The 17,805-nt window shown below is 56.8% G+C and carries 13 protein-coding genes and 1 pseudogene; 12 read left to right on the top strand and 2 right to left on the bottom strand.

Features of this window, described 5'->3' with window-relative positions; all coding sequences use genetic code 11:
- The 3 genes and pseudogenes from B2T33_RS06300 to B2T33_RS06290 form a co-directional block, all read left to right on the top strand.
- Positions 1–200 (top strand): annotated as a pseudogene (locus tag B2T33_RS06300) (microcin ABC transporter ATP-binding protein); the annotation flags it as partial.
- Complete coding sequence (locus B2T33_RS06295) at positions 197–1,102, top strand: 2-hydroxyacid dehydrogenase (RefSeq protein WP_286791504.1); 906 nt, start codon at positions 197–199, stop codon at positions 1,100–1,102. The pseudogene B2T33_RS06300 and the gene B2T33_RS06295, both read left to right, overlap by 4 nt.
- A 26-nt stretch (positions 1,103–1,128) precedes the next feature.
- Positions 1,129–2,520 carry an amidase family protein gene (locus B2T33_RS06290; RefSeq protein WP_286791503.1) on the top strand — a complete coding sequence of 464 codons (1,392 nt, stop codon included), beginning with the start codon at positions 1,129–1,131 and terminating at the stop codon, positions 2,518–2,520.
- Between the two features lie 117 nt (positions 2,521–2,637).
- On the opposite strand, the gene B2T33_RS06285 is transcribed toward B2T33_RS06290, so the two are convergent.
- Both B2T33_RS06285 and B2T33_RS06280 read right to left on the bottom strand, forming a co-directional pair.
- Positions 2,638–3,843, bottom strand: a complete 1,206-nt coding sequence (locus B2T33_RS06285) for a glycosyltransferase (protein WP_286791502.1) — start codon at positions 3,841–3,843, stop codon at positions 2,638–2,640.
- Entirely contained in the window at positions 3,840–4,340 is a 501-nt protein-coding gene (locus tag B2T33_RS06280; protein WP_008888987.1) for a MarR family winged helix-turn-helix transcriptional regulator, read from the bottom strand. The genes B2T33_RS06285 and B2T33_RS06280 overlap by 4 nt, the downstream gene beginning before the upstream one ends.
- A 328-nt stretch (positions 4,341–4,668) precedes the next feature.
- Here B2T33_RS06280 and B2T33_RS06275 point away from each other — a divergent pair, with 328 nt between their 5' ends.
- From B2T33_RS06275 to B2T33_RS06235, 9 genes are all read left to right on the top strand, one after another.
- The gene (locus B2T33_RS06275; RefSeq protein WP_008888988.1) at positions 4,669–6,483 is read left to right on the top strand and encodes a type I secretion system permease/ATPase; all 1,815 of its coding nucleotides are present in this window, start codon (positions 4,669–4,671) and stop codon (positions 6,481–6,483) included.
- Positions 6,480–7,862 (top strand): HlyD family type I secretion periplasmic adaptor subunit, encoded by a 1,383-nt coding sequence (locus tag B2T33_RS06270; protein WP_286791501.1) that lies wholly within the window; start codon positions 6,480–6,482, stop codon positions 7,860–7,862. The genes B2T33_RS06275 and B2T33_RS06270 overlap by 4 nt, the downstream gene beginning before the upstream one ends.
- 330 nt (positions 7,863–8,192) lie before the next feature.
- Complete coding sequence (locus B2T33_RS06265) at positions 8,193–8,987, top strand: calcium-binding protein (protein ID WP_063085941.1); 795 nt, start codon at positions 8,193–8,195, stop codon at positions 8,985–8,987.
- Positions 8,988–9,057: 70 nt separating this feature from the next.
- Positions 9,058–11,295 carry a glycosyltransferase family 2 protein gene (locus B2T33_RS06260; protein ID WP_286791500.1) on the top strand — a complete coding sequence of 746 codons (2,238 nt, stop codon included), beginning with the start codon at positions 9,058–9,060 and terminating at the stop codon, positions 11,293–11,295.
- The gene (locus B2T33_RS06255) at positions 11,292–12,137 is read left to right on the top strand and encodes a class I SAM-dependent methyltransferase (protein ID WP_286791499.1); all 846 of its coding nucleotides are present in this window, start codon (positions 11,292–11,294) and stop codon (positions 12,135–12,137) included. Before B2T33_RS06260 ends, B2T33_RS06255 begins: the two co-directional genes overlap by 4 nt.
- On the top strand, positions 12,134–13,399 hold the full coding sequence (locus B2T33_RS06250; RefSeq protein WP_286791498.1) for a glycosyltransferase family 4 protein: 1,266 nt from the start codon (positions 12,134–12,136) through the stop codon (positions 13,397–13,399). Before B2T33_RS06255 ends, B2T33_RS06250 begins: the two co-directional genes overlap by 4 nt.
- Before the next feature lie 20 nt (positions 13,400–13,419).
- Positions 13,420–14,208, top strand: a complete 789-nt coding sequence (locus tag B2T33_RS06245) for a hypothetical protein (RefSeq protein ID WP_286791497.1) — start codon at positions 13,420–13,422, stop codon at positions 14,206–14,208.
- A gap of 61 nt (positions 14,209–14,269) precedes the next feature.
- A complete protein-coding gene (locus B2T33_RS06240) occupies positions 14,270–16,465 on the top strand; it encodes a hypothetical protein (RefSeq protein WP_286791496.1) in 2,196 nt (731 codons plus the stop codon).
- Positions 16,452–17,774, top strand: a complete 1,323-nt coding sequence (locus B2T33_RS06235) for a glycosyltransferase family 4 protein (protein ID WP_063085926.1) — start codon at positions 16,452–16,454, stop codon at positions 17,772–17,774. The genes B2T33_RS06240 and B2T33_RS06235 overlap by 14 nt, the downstream gene beginning before the upstream one ends.
- The last annotated feature ends 31 nt before the right edge of the window (positions 17,775–17,805 follow it).

The following is a 17,805-nucleotide window of genomic DNA, read 5'->3' as shown; positions in this document are numbered from 1 at the left end:
TGTCGATCCTGTTCATCACCCACGATCTGCGGGTTGCGGCACAACTTTGCGATCGCATTGCGGTGATGCAAAAGGGCAAGCTGGTTGAAATTGGTCGGGTCGATGAAATCTTCCTGTCCCCCAAACAGGAATATACCCGTCAACTTCTCGCCGCCGTTCCCGGTGCGGACTGGGCCCAAACCGAAGAAGTGCCAGCATGATTGGCGTTCTGTCTTGTAGCAAAATCGATTTGCGGGGCATTTACGGTCCGCATTTCGATGCCCTGGCACCCGAACTGGACCTGCGCCTGCCCGGCGAGATTGACCGGCCCGAAGATGTCAGCTTCATGGTCACCTTTGTCCCGGCGCCGGACGCGTTTACGCGCTATCCGAACTTGCGCGCGATCTATTCGGTGGGGGCCGGTATTGACGCCATCATGGCGTGCCCGTCCTTGCCGCCGGGGGTGCCGATCCATCGGGTAGAAGACCCGGATCAGGCACTGCAAATGGCCGGGTTCGCCACCTTTCATGTACTTTGGCACCATCGCAATATGGGCAATCTTCTGGCCAATCAGAAAATCGCGCACTGGGAACGCCAGCTGACCGGACTATCGCCACGTGCGCGGCGGATTGGTGTTCTGGGCTTTGGTCTGATGGGGCGCGCTGTGGCAAGGGCGCTGGTGGCGCTTGGCTATCCGGTCGCAAGCTATTCCCGATCTGCCCCAAAGCCACCCGAAGACGGCGTGACGCATTATATCGATGGCGGGTTTGATGATTTTCTGGCCCAAAGCGACATTCTGATCAATGTGTTGCCGCTCACCGATCAGACCAAGGGACTTTTGGGTGCCGAAAATCTCGCAAAATTGCCCAAGGGTGCCGCCCTGATCCATCTCGGCCGGGGTGGGCAGGTCGATGAAACCGCCCTTGTTGATGCTCTTGATCGTGGGCATTTGTCGGGTGCATCGCTCGATGTGTTTGAAACCGAACCCCTGCCGGCCGGACATCCTCTTTGGCATCATCCCAAGGTTTTCGTCACCCCCCATGTCGCCAGCATTTGCGAACCAAAGGCGACCGTTCTGTCGATCCGTCGGAACCAGCTTCAGTCCGAGCCGATGACAGCTTAACCCCAATCAACAAGGTAGCGCCCCACATGACCAGCGATCCGAATTCCCTGTCTGCCCGCGAATTGGCCCGCCGCATCAAAAGCCGGGAAATGCGTGCCACCACGGTCATTCGCCAAATGCTTGATCGTGTGGCGCGGGTCAATCCTGCCATCAACGCCATCGTTCAGGATTGCGCAGATGACGCCATGCAAGAGGCAGAGCTGCTTGATGCCCGCATCGAGGCCGGGGACGCGGTCGGTCCCTTGGCGGGCGTCCCGGTCACGATCAAGGTCATCTCCGATCAGGCGGGATACGCCACCACCAACGGCACGACCTTGGCTTCGGATTTGATCGCAACCCAAGACAGCCCGTTTTTGCGCAACATGCGCAGCAAGGGCGCGATTGTGATTGGCCGCACCAACACACCGGCCTTTTCCTATCGCTGGTTTACCTCCAACAAGGTGCATGGCACGACGCTTAATCCCCATAACCCCGCCCTCACACCCGGTGGTTCGTCGGGTGGGGCCGGGGCCGCCACATCGGCCGGATTGGGGCATATTGGCCATGGGACAGATATCGCGGGCTCGGTACGTTATCCGGCCTATGCCTGCGGCATTCAGGGATTGCGCCCGACCCATGGCCGCATTCCGATGTTTAACCAGACCGGCGGTGATCGTCCGATTGGCGCACAATTGATGGCGGTATCAGGACCGCTGGCACGCAGGGTTGATGATCTGCGCTTGGGGCTTGAGGGCATGGCGGGCTATTCCCCCGATGATCCCTGGAGCGTGCCGATGCCGCTGCGCGGCCCCGATTTTGCCAAGCGTGTCGCCCTTGTCACCCACCCCGGCGGCATTGACACCGATCCGCGCATCCTGGCCGATCTGGAACGTGCTGCCGAGATTTTCCGCGCCGCAGGCTGGACAGTCGAAACCCCGGAAATCCCCGAAATTCGCGAGGCCGTCGATCTTCAGATCGACCTGTGGCTTTCGGATGATCACGAAGCCAAACTGAAAGCCGCCCGGGCCGAAGACGATCCGGGCGCGATAGCCCTTCTCGAACACTATGCTGATCGCGCCGCCGCGATTGATAAGGACACGTTTAGTAAGCTCTTCCTGCGCCGTTCCGCCCTGATCCGCGACTGGCGCGCGTTCCTTGAAGATTATCCGGTCGTCCTGATGCCGGTTTCGGCCGAACTGCCGTTCCGCAAGGACGAAGACCTTGAAGGTCCCGCAACCCTTACCCGCCTGTGGAACGCACAATTGCCGCAAATTGCCATTCCGCTGCTGGGGCTTCCGGCGATCTCGATCTGCTCTGGCGTCGAAAACAACATGCCCTCGGGTGTCCAACTCGTCGCCGCCCCCTGGCGCGAAGACATCTGCCTGACCGCCGGCGAGGTGCTTGAACAGGGCTTCGGCCTGCCGCAGATGACGATGTGATTACTGTTCGTCTGATGTGCTGCTTAAGTAATCATCTAATTTAGCTTGAAGCGAATATGCAAAAGCCAAAGGTGACGTAAGTTTCATCTTTGGCTTTGCTTCTGGCACGTGATGCCCTCATCGGCTTTTTCTGCCAGACGCCATATTCTCGATCAGGGTCGTTTGCCGATCCAGACACCGTCGAAGGTCAAAGTGATTAAGGATCGTCTTGCGGGCCCGTTCACGCAGGGGTGTCAGGTCGTCACGATGGGCAAGACAGAATGCCATCTTGATTGCCAGCGCATCGCTGTCCCAGAAATCGGTCAGAAATCCGTTCTGTCGATCGCGGATCATGTCGTGACACGGGCCAGTGTCCGAGGCAATCACAGGCGCACCGCACGCCATGGCTTCCAGCACCGACCACGACAAAACAAACGGATATGTCAGGTAAATATGCAACGAACTGATCTGGTACATCCGGATGAGTTGGTCATGGGGGATCTGGCCCAGAAAGTGGATGCGTGACGGATCGATTTGCGTTTCTGCCATCATCACATCACGCCAGGTTCGCCCGTCCTTTCGGGCCTGTCCGTAACTGACGCCATCGCCCCCGGCGATCACGAACTGGGCATCGGGGTTTTGCTGGGCCAGTGTGGCGGCTGCACGCATAAAGGTCGGAAACCCGCGATAGGGTTCAAGATCGCGCGCGACATAGGTAATCACCTGATCACGCGCACTCAGTACCCGCCCATCGGGCAAGGTCAGGCTGGCGTTCGGATTTGGTTGGCAGCGGTGGGTATCAATCCCGTCATGGCAGACGCCGATCTTGTGGTGATAGGCCGCTGGAAACGCCGATTTCTGCCATTTGGTCGGGCTGATCGCGGCATCAAGCTGATCAAGTGTCGTCAGTTGGGCGGCATTGCGCACGCGAAGCTGGGCACGTTTCGCCAGCGTGATGTCATCATCAGGGTCAAAGCCCACGTCACGCCCGGTGGCGTGATAATAATGTTCGCAATAACCGATCAGGGGTGTTTTGGGCAAAACGTCACGGGCGAACATCATGCTGCCCCAACCAATATGGCCGTAAACAATGTCCGGTGCGCCTTCTTCGCGCACAAGGCTTTCAAGGGTTCTGGCGGCTTTAAGTCCCACATCCTGATGATATTGCGCAAACGGTATGGCAGGCGGTGGGGCTGTGACAGGCTGGCGGAGTGTCCGGATACCGGGCAGGCGCACATTCATGGCTTCGCACAGGAAGGAAACCTGCCATCCGGCATCGGCCAGATGGCAGGCAAGATGTACAAACTGTCCCGGTCCATGACGATGAACGAGGACAATCTTCATCGTCTGTTTCGTGCCTCCTGCACGGCGACGGACCCATTGATGGGAACACCCCCGTACCTGAGAGTCTGTGTCCAGAATTCTTCCAGTCTGCGCAACGTACGCAGCGCTGTTTCCATCTCCTGCTGGTCTTCAAGATTGTTGGTCAGGGCGTCGTGATATTCTTCGTGGAATTCGTGCAATGCCTGACAGAGTTCATGGCCCTTTTTGGTCAATTTCAAACGGGCAGAACGTCTGTCCCGTGCCATGACCTGACGTTCGACATAGCCCGATTCCGCGAGCTGTTTAAGATTATAAGACGCGTTTGAACCCATATAGTGGCCACGATCAAGAAGATCGCGCACCGAGAGTTCATCTTCGCCAATGGTAAAAAGCAGCGCCACTTGCGCCGGGCTGATGTCATCCTTTCCGAGTCGAATGAGATCTACCCGTAACAAATCCGCAAACCGCCGATAGATCCGCTCGACGGTATTTGCCAGTTCAAGATGAGTGACGGTCATGAGTTTCGATCCGTTATCTGGTCCCAAGCGAGAGTTGATGCCAAGGCGCGATTGCCCTGACACAAATTTCGTATTGGGGAAGATAACAAGACGTTGTTCTTGAACAATTTTTCCGAACGCCTCTTTCTTCCCGCAGGTTTGCTCGTTGTCAGGAAGTAATTCGAAAGTGTTTTTATTTTTGAATTACTTCCATTGTTAATGTTTTTACATTGTCTAATCATCAACATGAGATCGACATATTTAATTTTATTGTAGATCATCCTGTCATCGCAACTATGTGATTAGATTGCGGAAAAACTATGACTTTTGCTTAATTGGATGATTTTCGATGCAATTTCGCCGCAAAAAGCTGGCAAAACCGGTGGATTCGCCTGTGAATTCGCCCGTGAATGCGAAGGAAGCCCGGCCCGAACTTGATGCAAGATCGGTCATTCGCGAGGCCCGCTTTACGTTCGTGCGCGGGCTCGGATGGGCCGGTGTCATGAGCGGCTTCATCAATATCCTTCAACTTACCGTGCCGCTATTCATGCTTCAGGTGCATGACCGCGTGATCAACAGTCAAAGCACCGATACCCTGCTGTTGCTTCTGGTGATCGCGGTCGGTGCGATCATTCTCTATGGCATCCTTGATTTCGTGCGCGCGCTTGTCTTTCAGGAAATGGCAAAGTCGCTTTTGCGCCGGTTGAACCTGCCGGCAATTTCGGCGGCCATGCGTGTGGCGCTCGAAAAAGGATCGCTGCACGGCACCCAGGTCCTGCGTGATCTTTCTGATCTGCGCAACTTCATCACCGGCACCACCATCGCCGCCCCGCTTGAAGCGATCTGGTCGCCGATTTTCCTTTTCGTGATGTTTGCCCTGCATCCTTATTACGGCATTGCCGGGCTGGTGGCGGTTCTGACCCTGATCGGGTTAAGCCTGCTTGGTGATGTGATGGTCCGTCAGGTCACCAAGGAAGGAACAGACGCCAATCTGCGCAATATCGGCGATATCGGATCGACGGTTTCAAACGCCGAAGTGATCGAGGCAATGGGCATGATGCCAGCCCTTGCGCTGCGCTGGCGTCAGGCACAAATCCACGCCAGCGAGTTGCTTGATGTCGGCAACGTGCGCAGCAAGGGCATGTATTCCATCACCCGTTCGGCCCGGTTCGGCATGCAGATCATTGTTCTGGCTATGGGCGCTTACCTTGTCATTCAGGGCGAAACCACGCCGGGTGCCATGATCGGCGGGACCGTGATCATGGGGCGGCTATTGTTGCCGTTTGATAATGTCACCCGCGACTGGCGGGCATGGGTCGGGGCGTTTTCATCGTGGAAACGCATTCGATTGATGCTCGAAGAAAGCCAGTCCGAGCGCGAAATCAAACCAACCCCGCGTTCCGAAGGTCCGCTGGTTGTCGATAATCTGGTCTATGCCGTGCCGGGGTCAAACGTGCCGGTTCTGCGCGGGATCAGTTTCGAACTGTCGCCGGGCGATATATTGGGTGTGGTCGGGCCGTCTGCGGCCGGGAAATCAACCCTTTCAAGATTGCTGGTCGGCACGGCAAAGCCTGCGACGGGCGGTGTCTATCTTGACGGGCATAATGCCTATCTCTGGGAGCGCGGATCATTTGGCGACATGGTCGGCTATCTGCCGCAATCGGTATCGCTTCTGAACGGCACCATCCGCGACAATATCAGCCGCATGCGCGACGCAAGCCCGCGCAAGGTGATCGAGGCTGCCCGTGCAGCCGGTGTGCATGAAATGATCGGTCGATTGCCGCTTGGCTATGACACGCCGATTGGTGCCGGCCGACATACCCTGTCTGGCGGGCAGCAACAACGCATCGCTTTGGCACGCGCGCTTTATGGCTGGCCGCGCCTGCTGGTGCTTGATGAACCCAATGCCAATCTTGATGCCGAGGGCGAAGCATCCCTGATCCGTGCTGTGCGCCAGGCCGCGGATTCCGGTGCAATGGTGGTGCTGATCGCGCACCGTCAAAGCATCATGCAATATGCCAACAAACTTTTGGTGATGCAGGACGGACGGGTCAAACAGTTCGGCGAACGAACAGACGTGATCCGCAATCTGTCCAATGAAAGCGATGACATCAAAAGCCTCCCCCCGGTAAAGCGTAAACATGAAAACGGAGGTGCGGCATGACCCGTGTCATTAATCTTGAAGGCGGTGGCGCGGCACTCCCGGCCGAGGAACCGCAAGTCGCCTGGCACCAGATCCTCTCGGAAGAACGCGAAGCATCGCGCCAAAGCCTGCGCAAGCCGATCCTGGCCGGATTATTCGTCATTGTGCTGGGGTTTGGCGGGTTCCTGACCTGGGGCTTTACCGCCGAACTCGATAGTGCGGCTGTTGCGACCGGCTCGGTGATTGTCGATTCCAAAAAGAAAGTCGTTAATCACTATGAGGGCGGCATCCTCAAACAGCTTCTGGTCGAGGAAGGCGAAAAAGTCACCGCGGGCCAGACCCTTGCCCTTCTCGATGGCACACGCAGCGAGTCGGAACTCGGTCAGTTGCGCGGCGAACGGTTTGGTCTGATGGCCAAACTTGCCCGATTGCGCGCCGAACAGCGCGGGCAGGAAAACATCACCTTCCCACAGGAACTTCTCGCCAGTGACGAGGCCTATGTCGCCGATATCCTCAGCGATGAAAAACGCCTGTTTGCCAAGCGCAAGGAAGTCTATGCCGCCAAACGTGATGCCCAGGCCAAACAGATCGAACAGTTCGAGGCCGAAGCCGAGGCACTGGTCTCACAGATCAAGGCCCGTACACGTCAGGAAAAGCTCGTCGCCGAACAACTTCAGGGGATTCGCCAACTGGCCGAAAAGGGCTTCGCCACCCGTACCCAACTGGTCGAGATTGAAAATAACTGGTCGGATCTGGTCGGTGATATGGGCGAATTCAAAGCCCAGCGTGCCGCCGCCCAACAACAAAAGGCCGAAGCCGAGATCAATCTCGCCTCGATCGAAATGGAATGGCAAAGCGATATCGCAACTGAAATTCAGGAAGCCCAGCTTGCGCTCAATGATGTCACCCAGCGTATCCGCGCAAGTCAGGACGTGCTTGATCGCCTCGAAGTGCGTGCACCGCAGGCTGGAACGGTCGCCAACATCCAGATCAGAACCCCCGGCGGTGTGATCAGTCCGGCCGAACCGATCATGGATATCATCCCCGAAGATGAACCACTGGTGATCGAAGCACGGATCAACCGACAGGATATCGACTCGGTCCAGGTTGGATCAAAGGCGCAAATTCGCCTGACCGCCTATAGTCAGCGTCGACTGGCCCCCCTGAATGGCGAGGTAAGCTATGTTGCGGCTGACCAAACCGTCGATGAACAGCGCGATGCGTCTTACTACATCGTGCGCGCGACGATTGATCCGGCCGAACTGGCAAAACATGATGACATCAATCTGCGTCCGGGCATGCCAGCCAACATTCTGGTTCTGAAAACCCCGCGCAAGGCCATCGATTACATGATCGATCCTATCACCCAAAGCATGGAAAAGGCCTTCCGCGAAGAGTAATCCTCCCCGCGACATGCGGATTTAACTTGGGGTCTTTCCCGGTTTTTCGCCGGATTGACCCTTTTCTTTTCAAGTATAGATCGAATTTTGAACCAAATAATAAGTAAAATTGAACTAGTATTCAGACAATAAATGTAATGAATCTCAAACTAAGTCATAATGTTGACAAAATAAAACCACGACAATACCCTCCAATGACAAAGTAAAAAAATATAGGATTTCTGAGTGGTCGTTTCCACGGGGCTCAGAATGTCCAGAGGGAACGGCCATCCTCTCGTGAGGGAAATATCCCCACGATGTCATTAATGTTGGGACACGAAGGAGGATTACATGGCAACTCTCGAAGGCGGCGCCTTTGATGATGCGCTTCTCGGATCTCGTTTCAGTGACGTCATTTTCGGACGTGGCGGAGACGATACAATCTTCGGACAAGGTAATGATGACGTGCTGTTTGGCGAAGAAGGCGATGATGTCTTGTTCGGCGGATCGGGCGACGATGTTGCCGTTGGTGGCGAAGGTGATGATGTCCTGTTCGGTGGATCGGGTGACGATGCACTGATCGGGGGCGACGGCAGCGACCTGATGATGGGTGGCTCCGGTGAGGATGTTCTGTCAGGGGGTGCGGATTCCGACATCCTGCTTGGCGGTTCAGACAATGACGTTCTCGACGGCGGATCAGGCAATGATGTTCTGATCGGCGGTGCAGGCGACGATATCGTTCTCGGCGGTGGCGGAGACGATGTCATGCTTGGCGGTTCTGGAGACGATGTGCTTCAGGGCGGCGAGGGTGATGACCTGATGCTTGGCGGCTCCGGGGATGATGTCCTCGAAGGCGGCGCAGGCGATGACATCATGTCTGGTGGTTCCGGTGCAGACACCTTTGTCTTCTCCGGCGGCGGCGGTAACGACGTCGTACTCGACTTCCAGGCTGGCGAAGACATGCTTTCCATTAGCAGCAACATCAACGACACCGGCATCGCAAGTGCCGATGATGTCGCTGCGCGTGCAACGCAAGTCGGTGCCAACACCGTCATCGATCTTGGCAATGGGGATTCCATCACCCTCAACAATGTCGATGCCGAAGACGTACAGGACGATCCGGACAGCTTCTTTAGCGTCCAGTAATCCGTTGGCGGCGTCCGCAGCTTCGGCTGCGGGCGACCCGTCCTGAACTTCAAGTTAGTGAAAGATTGTCATGCTTGAATTTGCCTCGTCCGATGCAGTGCGGACGACCGGCGAAGCGCCCGGTGTTTGCCTGCTGAACCCTGATACGTTGTTGTTAAGTTGGGATACACCCACCCGTTTGTGGGAAGTCCCCCGGCTTGAAACGATTGATGGTGCTGCGATTTCACCGCAGGCCACATTGCGGTTGCCACTTGACGGGGGCGGGACCCGGTTGTTGCGCGTCATCCGCCGTCCCAAGGATGAACCGATCTCAATTCTGGCCGAGGCCGGAACGCTGGGCCGCAAGGACGAGATCACAATTGATCCCGATGGCGATTTTGAATTTGCCAGTGCATCAACGCTCCTGAACGGGGTGACGCCTGCCGGGCGACTTTCGCTGGTCTCAACCCTTCTGGGCATGTGGGCAAGCCTGTTTCGACTGCGCTTGTCCAAAAGCTACAACAGTTTCCTTCTTCAACTGGTTGCCGAAATTGTCGATCGGCCCAAACCGGCCAAGGCGGTCGCAAAGCTTTCCGGTGAAAAGATCCTGCTGGCAACCGCTTTGCCCGATGCCTTTCACGAAATCGAGGCCGTCTTCATCGTCGCACCTTCGGGCTTCAAGCGCTTAACGCAGCTTCCCCATATCAGCAAGACCGGGCCGCGCGGGCAGAAACTGGTTTACATGATTGCCGACCAGCCAAGTACCGCATCCGGGGCCTATATGGTCGTGACCGGTGTGCGCACCCTTGCCATTCGCCATTTGCCCGATGTCTCAACCCTGCCGTCTCTGGCGCGCTGGTGGCAAACCAAAGGCAAATCGGATGCCGATTTGCGCGAATACATCATCGGGTCGCTTGCCCGTGCCGATATGAAATCAAGCAAGGCAGCGATTGAATTCCAGCTCCGCTGTCCGCTTTCAAGCCAGCGCGTGTCAGGTGGCGGATCGCTTCCCAGTGGCGAAGTCGATCTTGCAGTCACAACAGCGCGCGGCACATTGATTGGCGGCTGGTATCGCGATCCTGTCGATATGATTGCCAGCATTGATCTTCTTGATAGCAACGGTATCGCCCATCCATTCGGCGACGGATTTTATCGTTATCAGGGCAATGTACAGGACGATGGCCAGACAGTTCCGGCAACCGGCTTTGTCGGCTTTTATCAGGATATCCAAAGCCCGGTTCCCATCCTTCAGCCCCGAAGCCTGATGCGCCTGAAATCAGGCAACCGTCATCTGATGGTGCCCCCCGCCCAGCCGATTGACCCGGCCGAGGCCCGTGCCCGCATCCTGCGCGCCGTCCCGCCGCAACACCTGACGTCAGAGATTATTGAAAACTGCCTGGCGCCGGTGATTGGCGATCTGCAGCAAAAACTGATGGCATCCGCCAAGGTTGATCGGGTGATTGACATCGGCACCCCGCATGATGACCCGGATGTCTCGATCATTGTGCCGCTCTATCGTGTTCTTGGCTTCCTGCGCGCGCAAATCGGCGCCTTTGCCTGTGATGACTGGGTCGCGAAATATTGCGAACTGGTCTTTGTACTCGACTCCCCCGAACAGGCCGAAGAATGCGAACATCTGTTGCGCGGTCTGCATGTTCTCTATGGCATCCCGATGCGTCTGGTCGTCATGACCCGCAATGGCGGCTATGCCCGGGCATGTAATGCCGGTGCGCAGAACGCACACGGCCATTATCTGGCAATGCTCAATTCCGATGTCATTCCCCATACGCCCGGCTGGGCACAGGGGATGGCATCAAAAATGGGCGGTCCGGATGAGGTCGCGGTGGTCGGGCCGAAACTTCTGTTTGAAGATGGCTCGATCCAGCATGCCGGGATGTATTTTGCCCGCAATGAAAGCGGCAAGTGGCTGAATTATCACTATCACAAAGGCATGCCCGACCAGTTCCGGGATGCCAACATTGAACGCTCGGTCCCCGGTGTCACCGGTGCCTGCATGATGATCCATCGCGATGCCTTTGACGCGGTCGATGGCTTTACCGAGGACTATGTCATTGGCGATTACGAAGACAGCGACCTTTGCCTGAAAATTCGCAAGGCCGATTTCGACATCAAATACGTCCCCGATGTCAGCCTCTATCATTTTGAGCGCAAATCCATCTCGACCCATGCCGACTACATGCGCGGGGTGGCTGCCGAATATAACGCCTGGCTGCATGCGTCGCGCTGGGCGGATGCGCTCGAAGATCTTCACACCAACGGTGTGCCGCAAAATCGATCGCGAAAAACCCCCGACGGAGAAGCGGCATGAGCCAGGTTCTTGCACTGTCCGAACACCAGTCCCCGCTGACATCCGATATCAGTGATACCCATCTTGCCTGGTTGTGCGAACAGATCATTTCCAACCGTTTCCTCCCGGTCCCGCCCGAAGAAGACGTCTTTGTCGGCGATGGCGATTACCGCGCCATCGGGGCGGAATTCCTTGGTCATTTTGTCCGCATGGCCGGTCTTAAAACCACCGAGGATGTTCTTGATATCGGCTGTGGCATTGGCCGGATTGCCGTCCCCCTGACACAGTTCCTCAACCCGAAACAGGCGATCTATCGCGGCATGGATCCGGTGCGCGGCGGCATTGAGTGGTGCAAGCGCGCCATTACGCCAGCCTATCCGAATTTCCGGTTCGAGTGTTCGGACATCAGGAACGAACTCTATAACCCCGAAGGCGAAATCAGCGGGCGTGGCATGCGATTGCCTTTTCAGGACGGAACATTCGATTTCACCGCAATGATCTCGGTGGCAACCCACCTGCCACCAGACGAAATCGAAACCTATTGTTCCGAGGTCTTTCGTGTGCTGCGCCCGGGCGGTCGGCTGTTCTTGACCGCCTTTGTCATCCGCGAAGATGACGACCCGTCAAATCCCGGCCGCGATGCCCGTCTCAAAGGGTTCGAGAAAGCCGAAGGTCAACCTTGCTGGCACCTGCGCGGTGAAAACCCGATGGCCGCCGTCGGTTTCGATGATGCATTTCTTGAGGATGCCCTGACCGATGCCGGGTTCGATATCCACACAAAAAGCTTTGGCACCTGGCGCGGCGAAACGGCCGCCCATTACCAGGATTTCCTGATTGCCCAGAAACCACGGAGGACCGCATGAATCCCCGGATAATGGTGCTTGCCCATAATCACCCCGATCTGCATCCGGGTGGGACTGAAATTTTCGCCCATGATCTGTTTCATGCCTATAAGCGTGCGGAATGCGATGCGCTTTTCATCGGGGCGACCAACGATGTTCACCGCGAACGCCGCCCAGGCACAAGTTTTCAGGCGATCAATGATGCTGGCGATGAAATGCTGTTCTGGGCCGGGCATTTTGACCGCTTCAACATGTCCCAGACCGATCTTTATGCCGTCGCCCCGGATTTCGCGCGTCTTTTGAAAAGCTGGGCACCGGATGTGGTGCATATCCATCATCTGGTCCTGTGGGGCATCGAATTGCCGATGCTGATCCGCCGTGTTCTGCCGAACTGCAAGATCGTGATGACCCTGCATGACTATTATCAGATCTGCCCCAATGACGGCCTGATGATCCATCGCGGGACCAAAACCCGCTATACCAAGGCCGATGCCACCGGGCGTCTGTCCGGCCTTGATGGCTTTACCCCCGATCAACATGCGATGCGGGCTGTCAATCTGCGCAACCATCTGCGCGCGGTTGATCATTTCATCTCGCCCAGTGAATTCTTACGCGATCGCTATATCGAATGGGGCATCAACCCCGACAGGATTTCGGTGATCAACAATGGTCGCCCGACTGTCCCCGCCGCGCCCAAACGCGATATCGGGGCGGCCGGCATGCCCAATGTCTTTGGCTATTTTGGCAATCTCAACCCGTGGAAGGGCGCGGATGTCCTGCTTGAAGCCGGGCGAATTCTTTCAGCAGACGCGGTCGACTTCAATCTGCGCATTCATGGTGCGGCCCTGTATCAGACCGATCAGTTCACCAGTCGCATTGCCGATCTGGTCGAACAAAGCGGCCCGCAGGTAAGCCATATCGGCGCCTATCAACGTGAAGATATCCCCGATTTGATGGCACGGGTCGACTGGGTCGTTGTGCCCTCGATCTGGTGGGAAAATGCGCCTCTGGTCATTCAGGAAGCCTTCCAGCATGGCCGCCCGGTGATCACCAGTTCAATTGGCGGCATGGCCGAAATGGTCCGCCATGGCCATGACGGCATTCATGTCCGCCCCAATGATCCGGCCGAACTGGCGCGCGTCATGAAGGACTGCGCAACCAATCCGAAACTCTGGAAAAAACTGTCGGGCCATGTCCGGCCCCCGGCCGGGATTGATGATGTTGCCGAGCAATATCTGGCGATGATCCGCCGCATGGTTCGCCCTGATTTTGTTGCCGCCTGACGCTCAACAAGGAGGCCACTATGGCTGTTGCCGAAAAACAGACGATGGAAGAAACCCCGCCGCCGACCCCGACCCCGGCGTCAACAGGTGCGCAAGATGCCGAACAAACCGCACCGACCCTCGAAGGGCGGGTTGATGCCATTGATCAGAACCGCCTCTATGGCTGGGTCTGGTCGCCGCAAAGCCCGGATGCCCGGATCGAGGTGGTCGTGCGCCTGAACGGTCATGCCCTGCTGCGCGAAACCGCCGAAAACGAACGTGTTGATTTGCGCCGCAACGGTATCGGCGATGGAAAACACGCATTCGAAGTCGAATTGCCTGATGCCGCGGTTGCCAGTGTCGAAAGTCTGACGGTTTGTGCCGTCATGCCCGGCACCAAGGAAGAAATCACGCTGCGCATCCCGTCCCAAAGCGAACAGGAAGCCCACACGGCGCTCAATGCCCCGCTTGGCAAAATTCTGGATCGTCTGGATCGCCTGCTGGCCGCACAGCACATCTTGCAAAACGGCCAGCGCGAAGCTGCCAAACGTCTGGTCAGTGCGTCCAAACGCATGGATGAACTGGCGTCCGCCGATGATGGCATCGAGGCCGGCGTGAAACTGGTGCGCAATGGTCAGGAAGAACTCTCAAGCCGGGTCGATGAACTCGAAGTCTTTCTGGTGCGCTTTGACAAGTCACTCGGTGGCTTTGACGAACGGCTTTCAGCCCTGACCGCACGCCACACCAATGATCTCAAAACCCCGTTGCTGATCCTGTCCTGCCTGATTGGTGTGACCACCGGATTGGCAATCGGCGCCTTTGTCTGGTGATCGCCATGGCACGGCAATCATTCGTTTTAGAGCACACGCGTAAACACAAGGAGGCCCGGGCATGACCGAACAGCATGGAATGCCACTGGATGGCAGAACCGTCGTCGCTGCCTTGGTCGATGAGGGTCTGGCTTTGATGGTCGGGGTGGGAAATGCCCTGCCGGCAACGATTGATATTTACCTCAACAGCCAGTCTGACGCCAAAGTCCAGGCATCCATCATTTCATGGCGCCGCCACGATGCGGAACCCGACAACGCCTATGGCTTTGTTGCCCTCTTGCCGATGAAGGATGTCTCCGCACGTCGTTTGAAAACCGCCCTGTTCCGGGGTGCGGGCAAACCGCGTGAATACCGCATCGACAATCGCCAACAACGCATTGAGGCGGTTCTGTCCTCTGTTGCCGATCAATCCGGCCCGGCCTTTGCCACCGTGATTGATGGCCTGATCGAAGCCCTGCTGGCAGGCGATCCGGATAAAAAACGCCTCAGCAAGGTGGCCGCACTGGTGCAAAGTGCCGCACGCAGCAACGGCTTTATCGAAGTACTGGGCGGGCTCGAAGAAGGTGATGTTTATATTCAGGGCTGGTCAAGTGGCTTCCCCACCGGGCGCACCCGCGTCATTGCCATGACGGATTCTCCGATACTGGCGGAACTGACCAGTGCCGATTTCCAGCGCGATGACCTGGGCGACGAGGCATCCGGTGTAACCGGCCTGATGCTGGGCGATAAGCCGATCAATCCGAAAAAACTCAAACGGGTTTACTTCCGCGGACGCGACACCTGGTACTCGATCGAGGTGTATCAACACCGCGTTCTGGTCGCACCGCCCGATGTCCCGGCCCATATTCGGTCGGTCCTTGATCGTGTGCGCGCACCGGAAAAAATCCTGCATACCCTTAAAATGGCCGCACATCGTTTTGATGGCCGCGACACGGTATCCGAACTCGATCGCCCGGTCCGTATCGGCATCGATTTCTCTCTTCTGATCGAAGGAAGCGGGGTGTTGATTTCCGGCTGGATGCTTGATCCCGACCGTGCGGTCAAGGATGTGTCACTGCGGGTTGGCGGTGAAGTCGTGCGGATTGACGATCATTGGACGCGCCAGTCGCGCGCCGATGTCACCGATGCCTTTGCCAATGATCCGATGTTCTCTGGCATGAACCCGGCCCGGAATAATCACGGCTTTTTGGTGTTTTGCCCGTTGGATGTCACCCCGCCATCCGATCAGGCAACCTATCTTGAACTGGGCATCACCGATGCCTTTCCGGCCTACTGCCCGCTGAACCCGACGCGTGCGTCGGCCCGTCAGGCCCTTTCACGGGTTTTGCCCTCGCTTGATCCGCGGTCGGTCACGGCCTCGAACAGTATCGAACGTCAGTTCGGCCCGATGTTGCAGGCCATGACGGCACAGCGCCCCTATGCGGTGGATATCCATGATATCGGCGACTTTGACGAAGATGCGCCGGTGACCCTTGTGGTCGGTGTCGATGACACGATCAATGATATCGGCGTCACCATTGCCCTGCTGGGCCTTGATAGCGCAACCCGCCATCTGCCGATTGTCATTGCCGGGCCGGTCGAAAGCTTTGATCAGGTTGGCAGCGAAATCTTGCGCCTTGCCGCCTTTTACAAACTCAACACCCGGATCGTTTTCGCCGAAGGGGTCGAAGACTATTGCGATGCGCTCGAAGTCGGTGTGGATGCCACCAATTCCGAAACAGTCGGGCTGGTGTCGGCACATATTCTGCCGCGCGATGATGGCTGGTTTGATCAGTTGCATGCCGCCTATATCAAACGCGGCAACAAGGTTCTCGTATCGCCGACCATCCTGTTTGAAGACGATTCTGTCCGTTGGGCCGGGACCTGGATCAACAGTAATGCCAATGGCGGGCAATACCTGTCGGATCGCTATGTCGGCTACCCTTGCGCGGTTCTGGCCGATGCCCAACCCAGCGAAGTCAGTGCCGGCACATTGGAATGCTGCATTCTGCCGCGCAAGGCCTTCAAGGATAGTGACGGCTTTACCCGTGGCTATATCGGTCCGGCGGAAAAAAGCCTCGACCTTGCACTCAAGCTGCGCATGGCGGGGACGCCATCCTACTGGATCCCCGATGTCGAAGTACTGGGCAGCGAACAATCCATAAGCAAAGCCCCTGCCTGGGAGGAACTATCCAATCGTCTTGACCGCTGGGCGTTTGATCGCCGCTGGTCATTGGTCGTTTCAAACTTGCGGAGCCACAACAATGCCGTCGACTGATTTACGCGTCCTCGTTATTTCGCACGGCCATCCCAGCATCTCGCTGGGCGGGGCCGAAGTGGCCTCCTACAACCTGCATAAAGGGTTGAACAAACTTGACGGGGTCGAAAGCTTCTATCTCGCCCGCGTTGGCAATCCCGTGCCGCGTCACGGCGCCTCGGCCCTCATGAGCCTGCGGCAAAAGGAAAATGAAATCCTTTATCACGCGGAAAACTATGATCACTTCCTGCTCTCAAACGGCAGCACGGATGAAATTGATCGGGATTTCCTGCGCTTTGTGAAGGATTACGAACCCGATGTCGTGCATTTCCACCACTATCTCGGCCTTGGGCTCGAAACCATCTATGCCATTCGCGAAGCCCTGCCCGAAACCGCGATTTTCTTTACTTTCCACGAGTTTTTGACGATCTGCCACAATCACGGGCAGATGATCAAAAGCGGCGGAACCAAGCTGTGCAACCGGGCCAGCCCGATTGATTGCAATGGCTGTTTCCCCAATATCTCGCCGGCCTCGTTCCTTCGGCGTGAACGCTTCATCAAGGCGATGCTGGAACTGGCCGATCACTATGTCTCGCCCAGTGAATTTCTCGCCAACCGTTTCATTGACTGGGGCATGAAGGCCGAAAAGATGTCGGTGATCGAAAACGGTCTCGACATCAATGAACGGGCCAAGGACCGCCCGCTTTCCAAAACCCAGCCGCGCCGGTCGCGCTTTGCCTTTTTCGGGCAACTCACGATGTTCAAGGGGGCTGACATCCTTCTCGATGCGGTCGGGCGTGTACCTGATGAAATCTGGGGCGATGATGCGCGGTTGATGATCTTTGGCGGCAACCTTGATCGCCAGCCCAAGGAATATCAGGACAAGGTCCATGACCTGATCGAAAAGGCCGGCGAGCGTGTCCGCTTTTACGGGGCCTATCAGAATACCGAAATGCCCAAGCTGATGGAACTCGCCGACTGGACGATCATTCCCTCGATCTGGTGGGAAAATTCGCCGGTCGTGATCCAGGAAGCCTTCTTCCACGGGCGTCCGATGATCTGTTCCAACATTGGCGGCATGGCCGAAAAAATCACCGACGGTGTCAATGGTCTGCATTTCCGGGTCGGAAGTGCCGAAGACCTTGCTGATCGGATGATCGAAGTTCTCAGCGACAACAAGATCTGGGATCGGATGCGCGAGGGAATACCAAGCGTGACGACCTATCAGGAATGCGCCGAGCAACATCTCGCGCAGTATCGGGAGGTTCTGGAAACGCGCCGTATGTCTGCAAAGGCTGCGAGCCCGCAAACCGTTGCAAGCACGGCATGAATTCAGAACAAAAACGTGATCAACCAAGGAG

Origin of the sequence: Thalassospira sp. UBA4513, from assembly GCF_002388495.1 — a bacterium.
In the GTDB taxonomy this organism is placed as follows: Bacteria; Pseudomonadota; Alphaproteobacteria; order Rhodospirillales; family Thalassospiraceae; genus Thalassospira; species Thalassospira tepidiphila.
The sequence above is the reverse complement of the archived record's forward strand: the minus strand, read 5'-3'. Positions and strand labels throughout refer to the sequence as shown.

Bases quoted from the DNA above. Each gene is read 5' to 3' on its own strand.
- B2T33_RS06295 (WP_286791504.1), top strand. From the start codon at position 197: ATGATTGGCGTTCTGTCTTGTAGCAAAATCGATTTGCGGGGCATTTAC.
- B2T33_RS06290 (WP_286791503.1), top strand. From the start codon at position 1,129: ATGACCAGCGATCCGAATTCCCTGTCTGCCCGCGAATTGGCCCGCCGC.
- B2T33_RS06285 (WP_286791502.1), bottom strand. From the start codon at position 3,843: ATGAAGATTGTCCTCGTTCATCGTCATGGACCGGGACAGTTTGTACAT.
- B2T33_RS06280 (WP_008888987.1), bottom strand. From the start codon at position 4,340: ATGACCGTCACTCATCTTGAACTGGCAAATACCGTCGAGCGGATCTAT.
- B2T33_RS06275 (WP_008888988.1), top strand. From the start codon at position 4,669: ATGCAATTTCGCCGCAAAAAGCTGGCAAAACCGGTGGATTCGCCTGTG.
- B2T33_RS06270 (WP_286791501.1), top strand. From the start codon at position 6,480: ATGACCCGTGTCATTAATCTTGAAGGCGGTGGCGCGGCACTCCCGGCC.
- B2T33_RS06265 (WP_063085941.1), top strand. From the start codon at position 8,193: ATGGCAACTCTCGAAGGCGGCGCCTTTGATGATGCGCTTCTCGGATCT.
- B2T33_RS06260 (WP_286791500.1), top strand. From the start codon at position 9,058: ATGCTTGAATTTGCCTCGTCCGATGCAGTGCGGACGACCGGCGAAGCG.
- B2T33_RS06255 (WP_286791499.1), top strand. From the start codon at position 11,292: ATGAGCCAGGTTCTTGCACTGTCCGAACACCAGTCCCCGCTGACATCC.
- B2T33_RS06250 (WP_286791498.1), top strand. From the start codon at position 12,134: ATGAATCCCCGGATAATGGTGCTTGCCCATAATCACCCCGATCTGCAT.
- B2T33_RS06245 (WP_286791497.1), top strand. From the start codon at position 13,420: ATGGCTGTTGCCGAAAAACAGACGATGGAAGAAACCCCGCCGCCGACC.
- B2T33_RS06240 (WP_286791496.1), top strand. From the start codon at position 14,270: ATGACCGAACAGCATGGAATGCCACTGGATGGCAGAACCGTCGTCGCT.
- B2T33_RS06235 (WP_063085926.1), top strand. From the start codon at position 16,452: ATGCCGTCGACTGATTTACGCGTCCTCGTTATTTCGCACGGCCATCCC.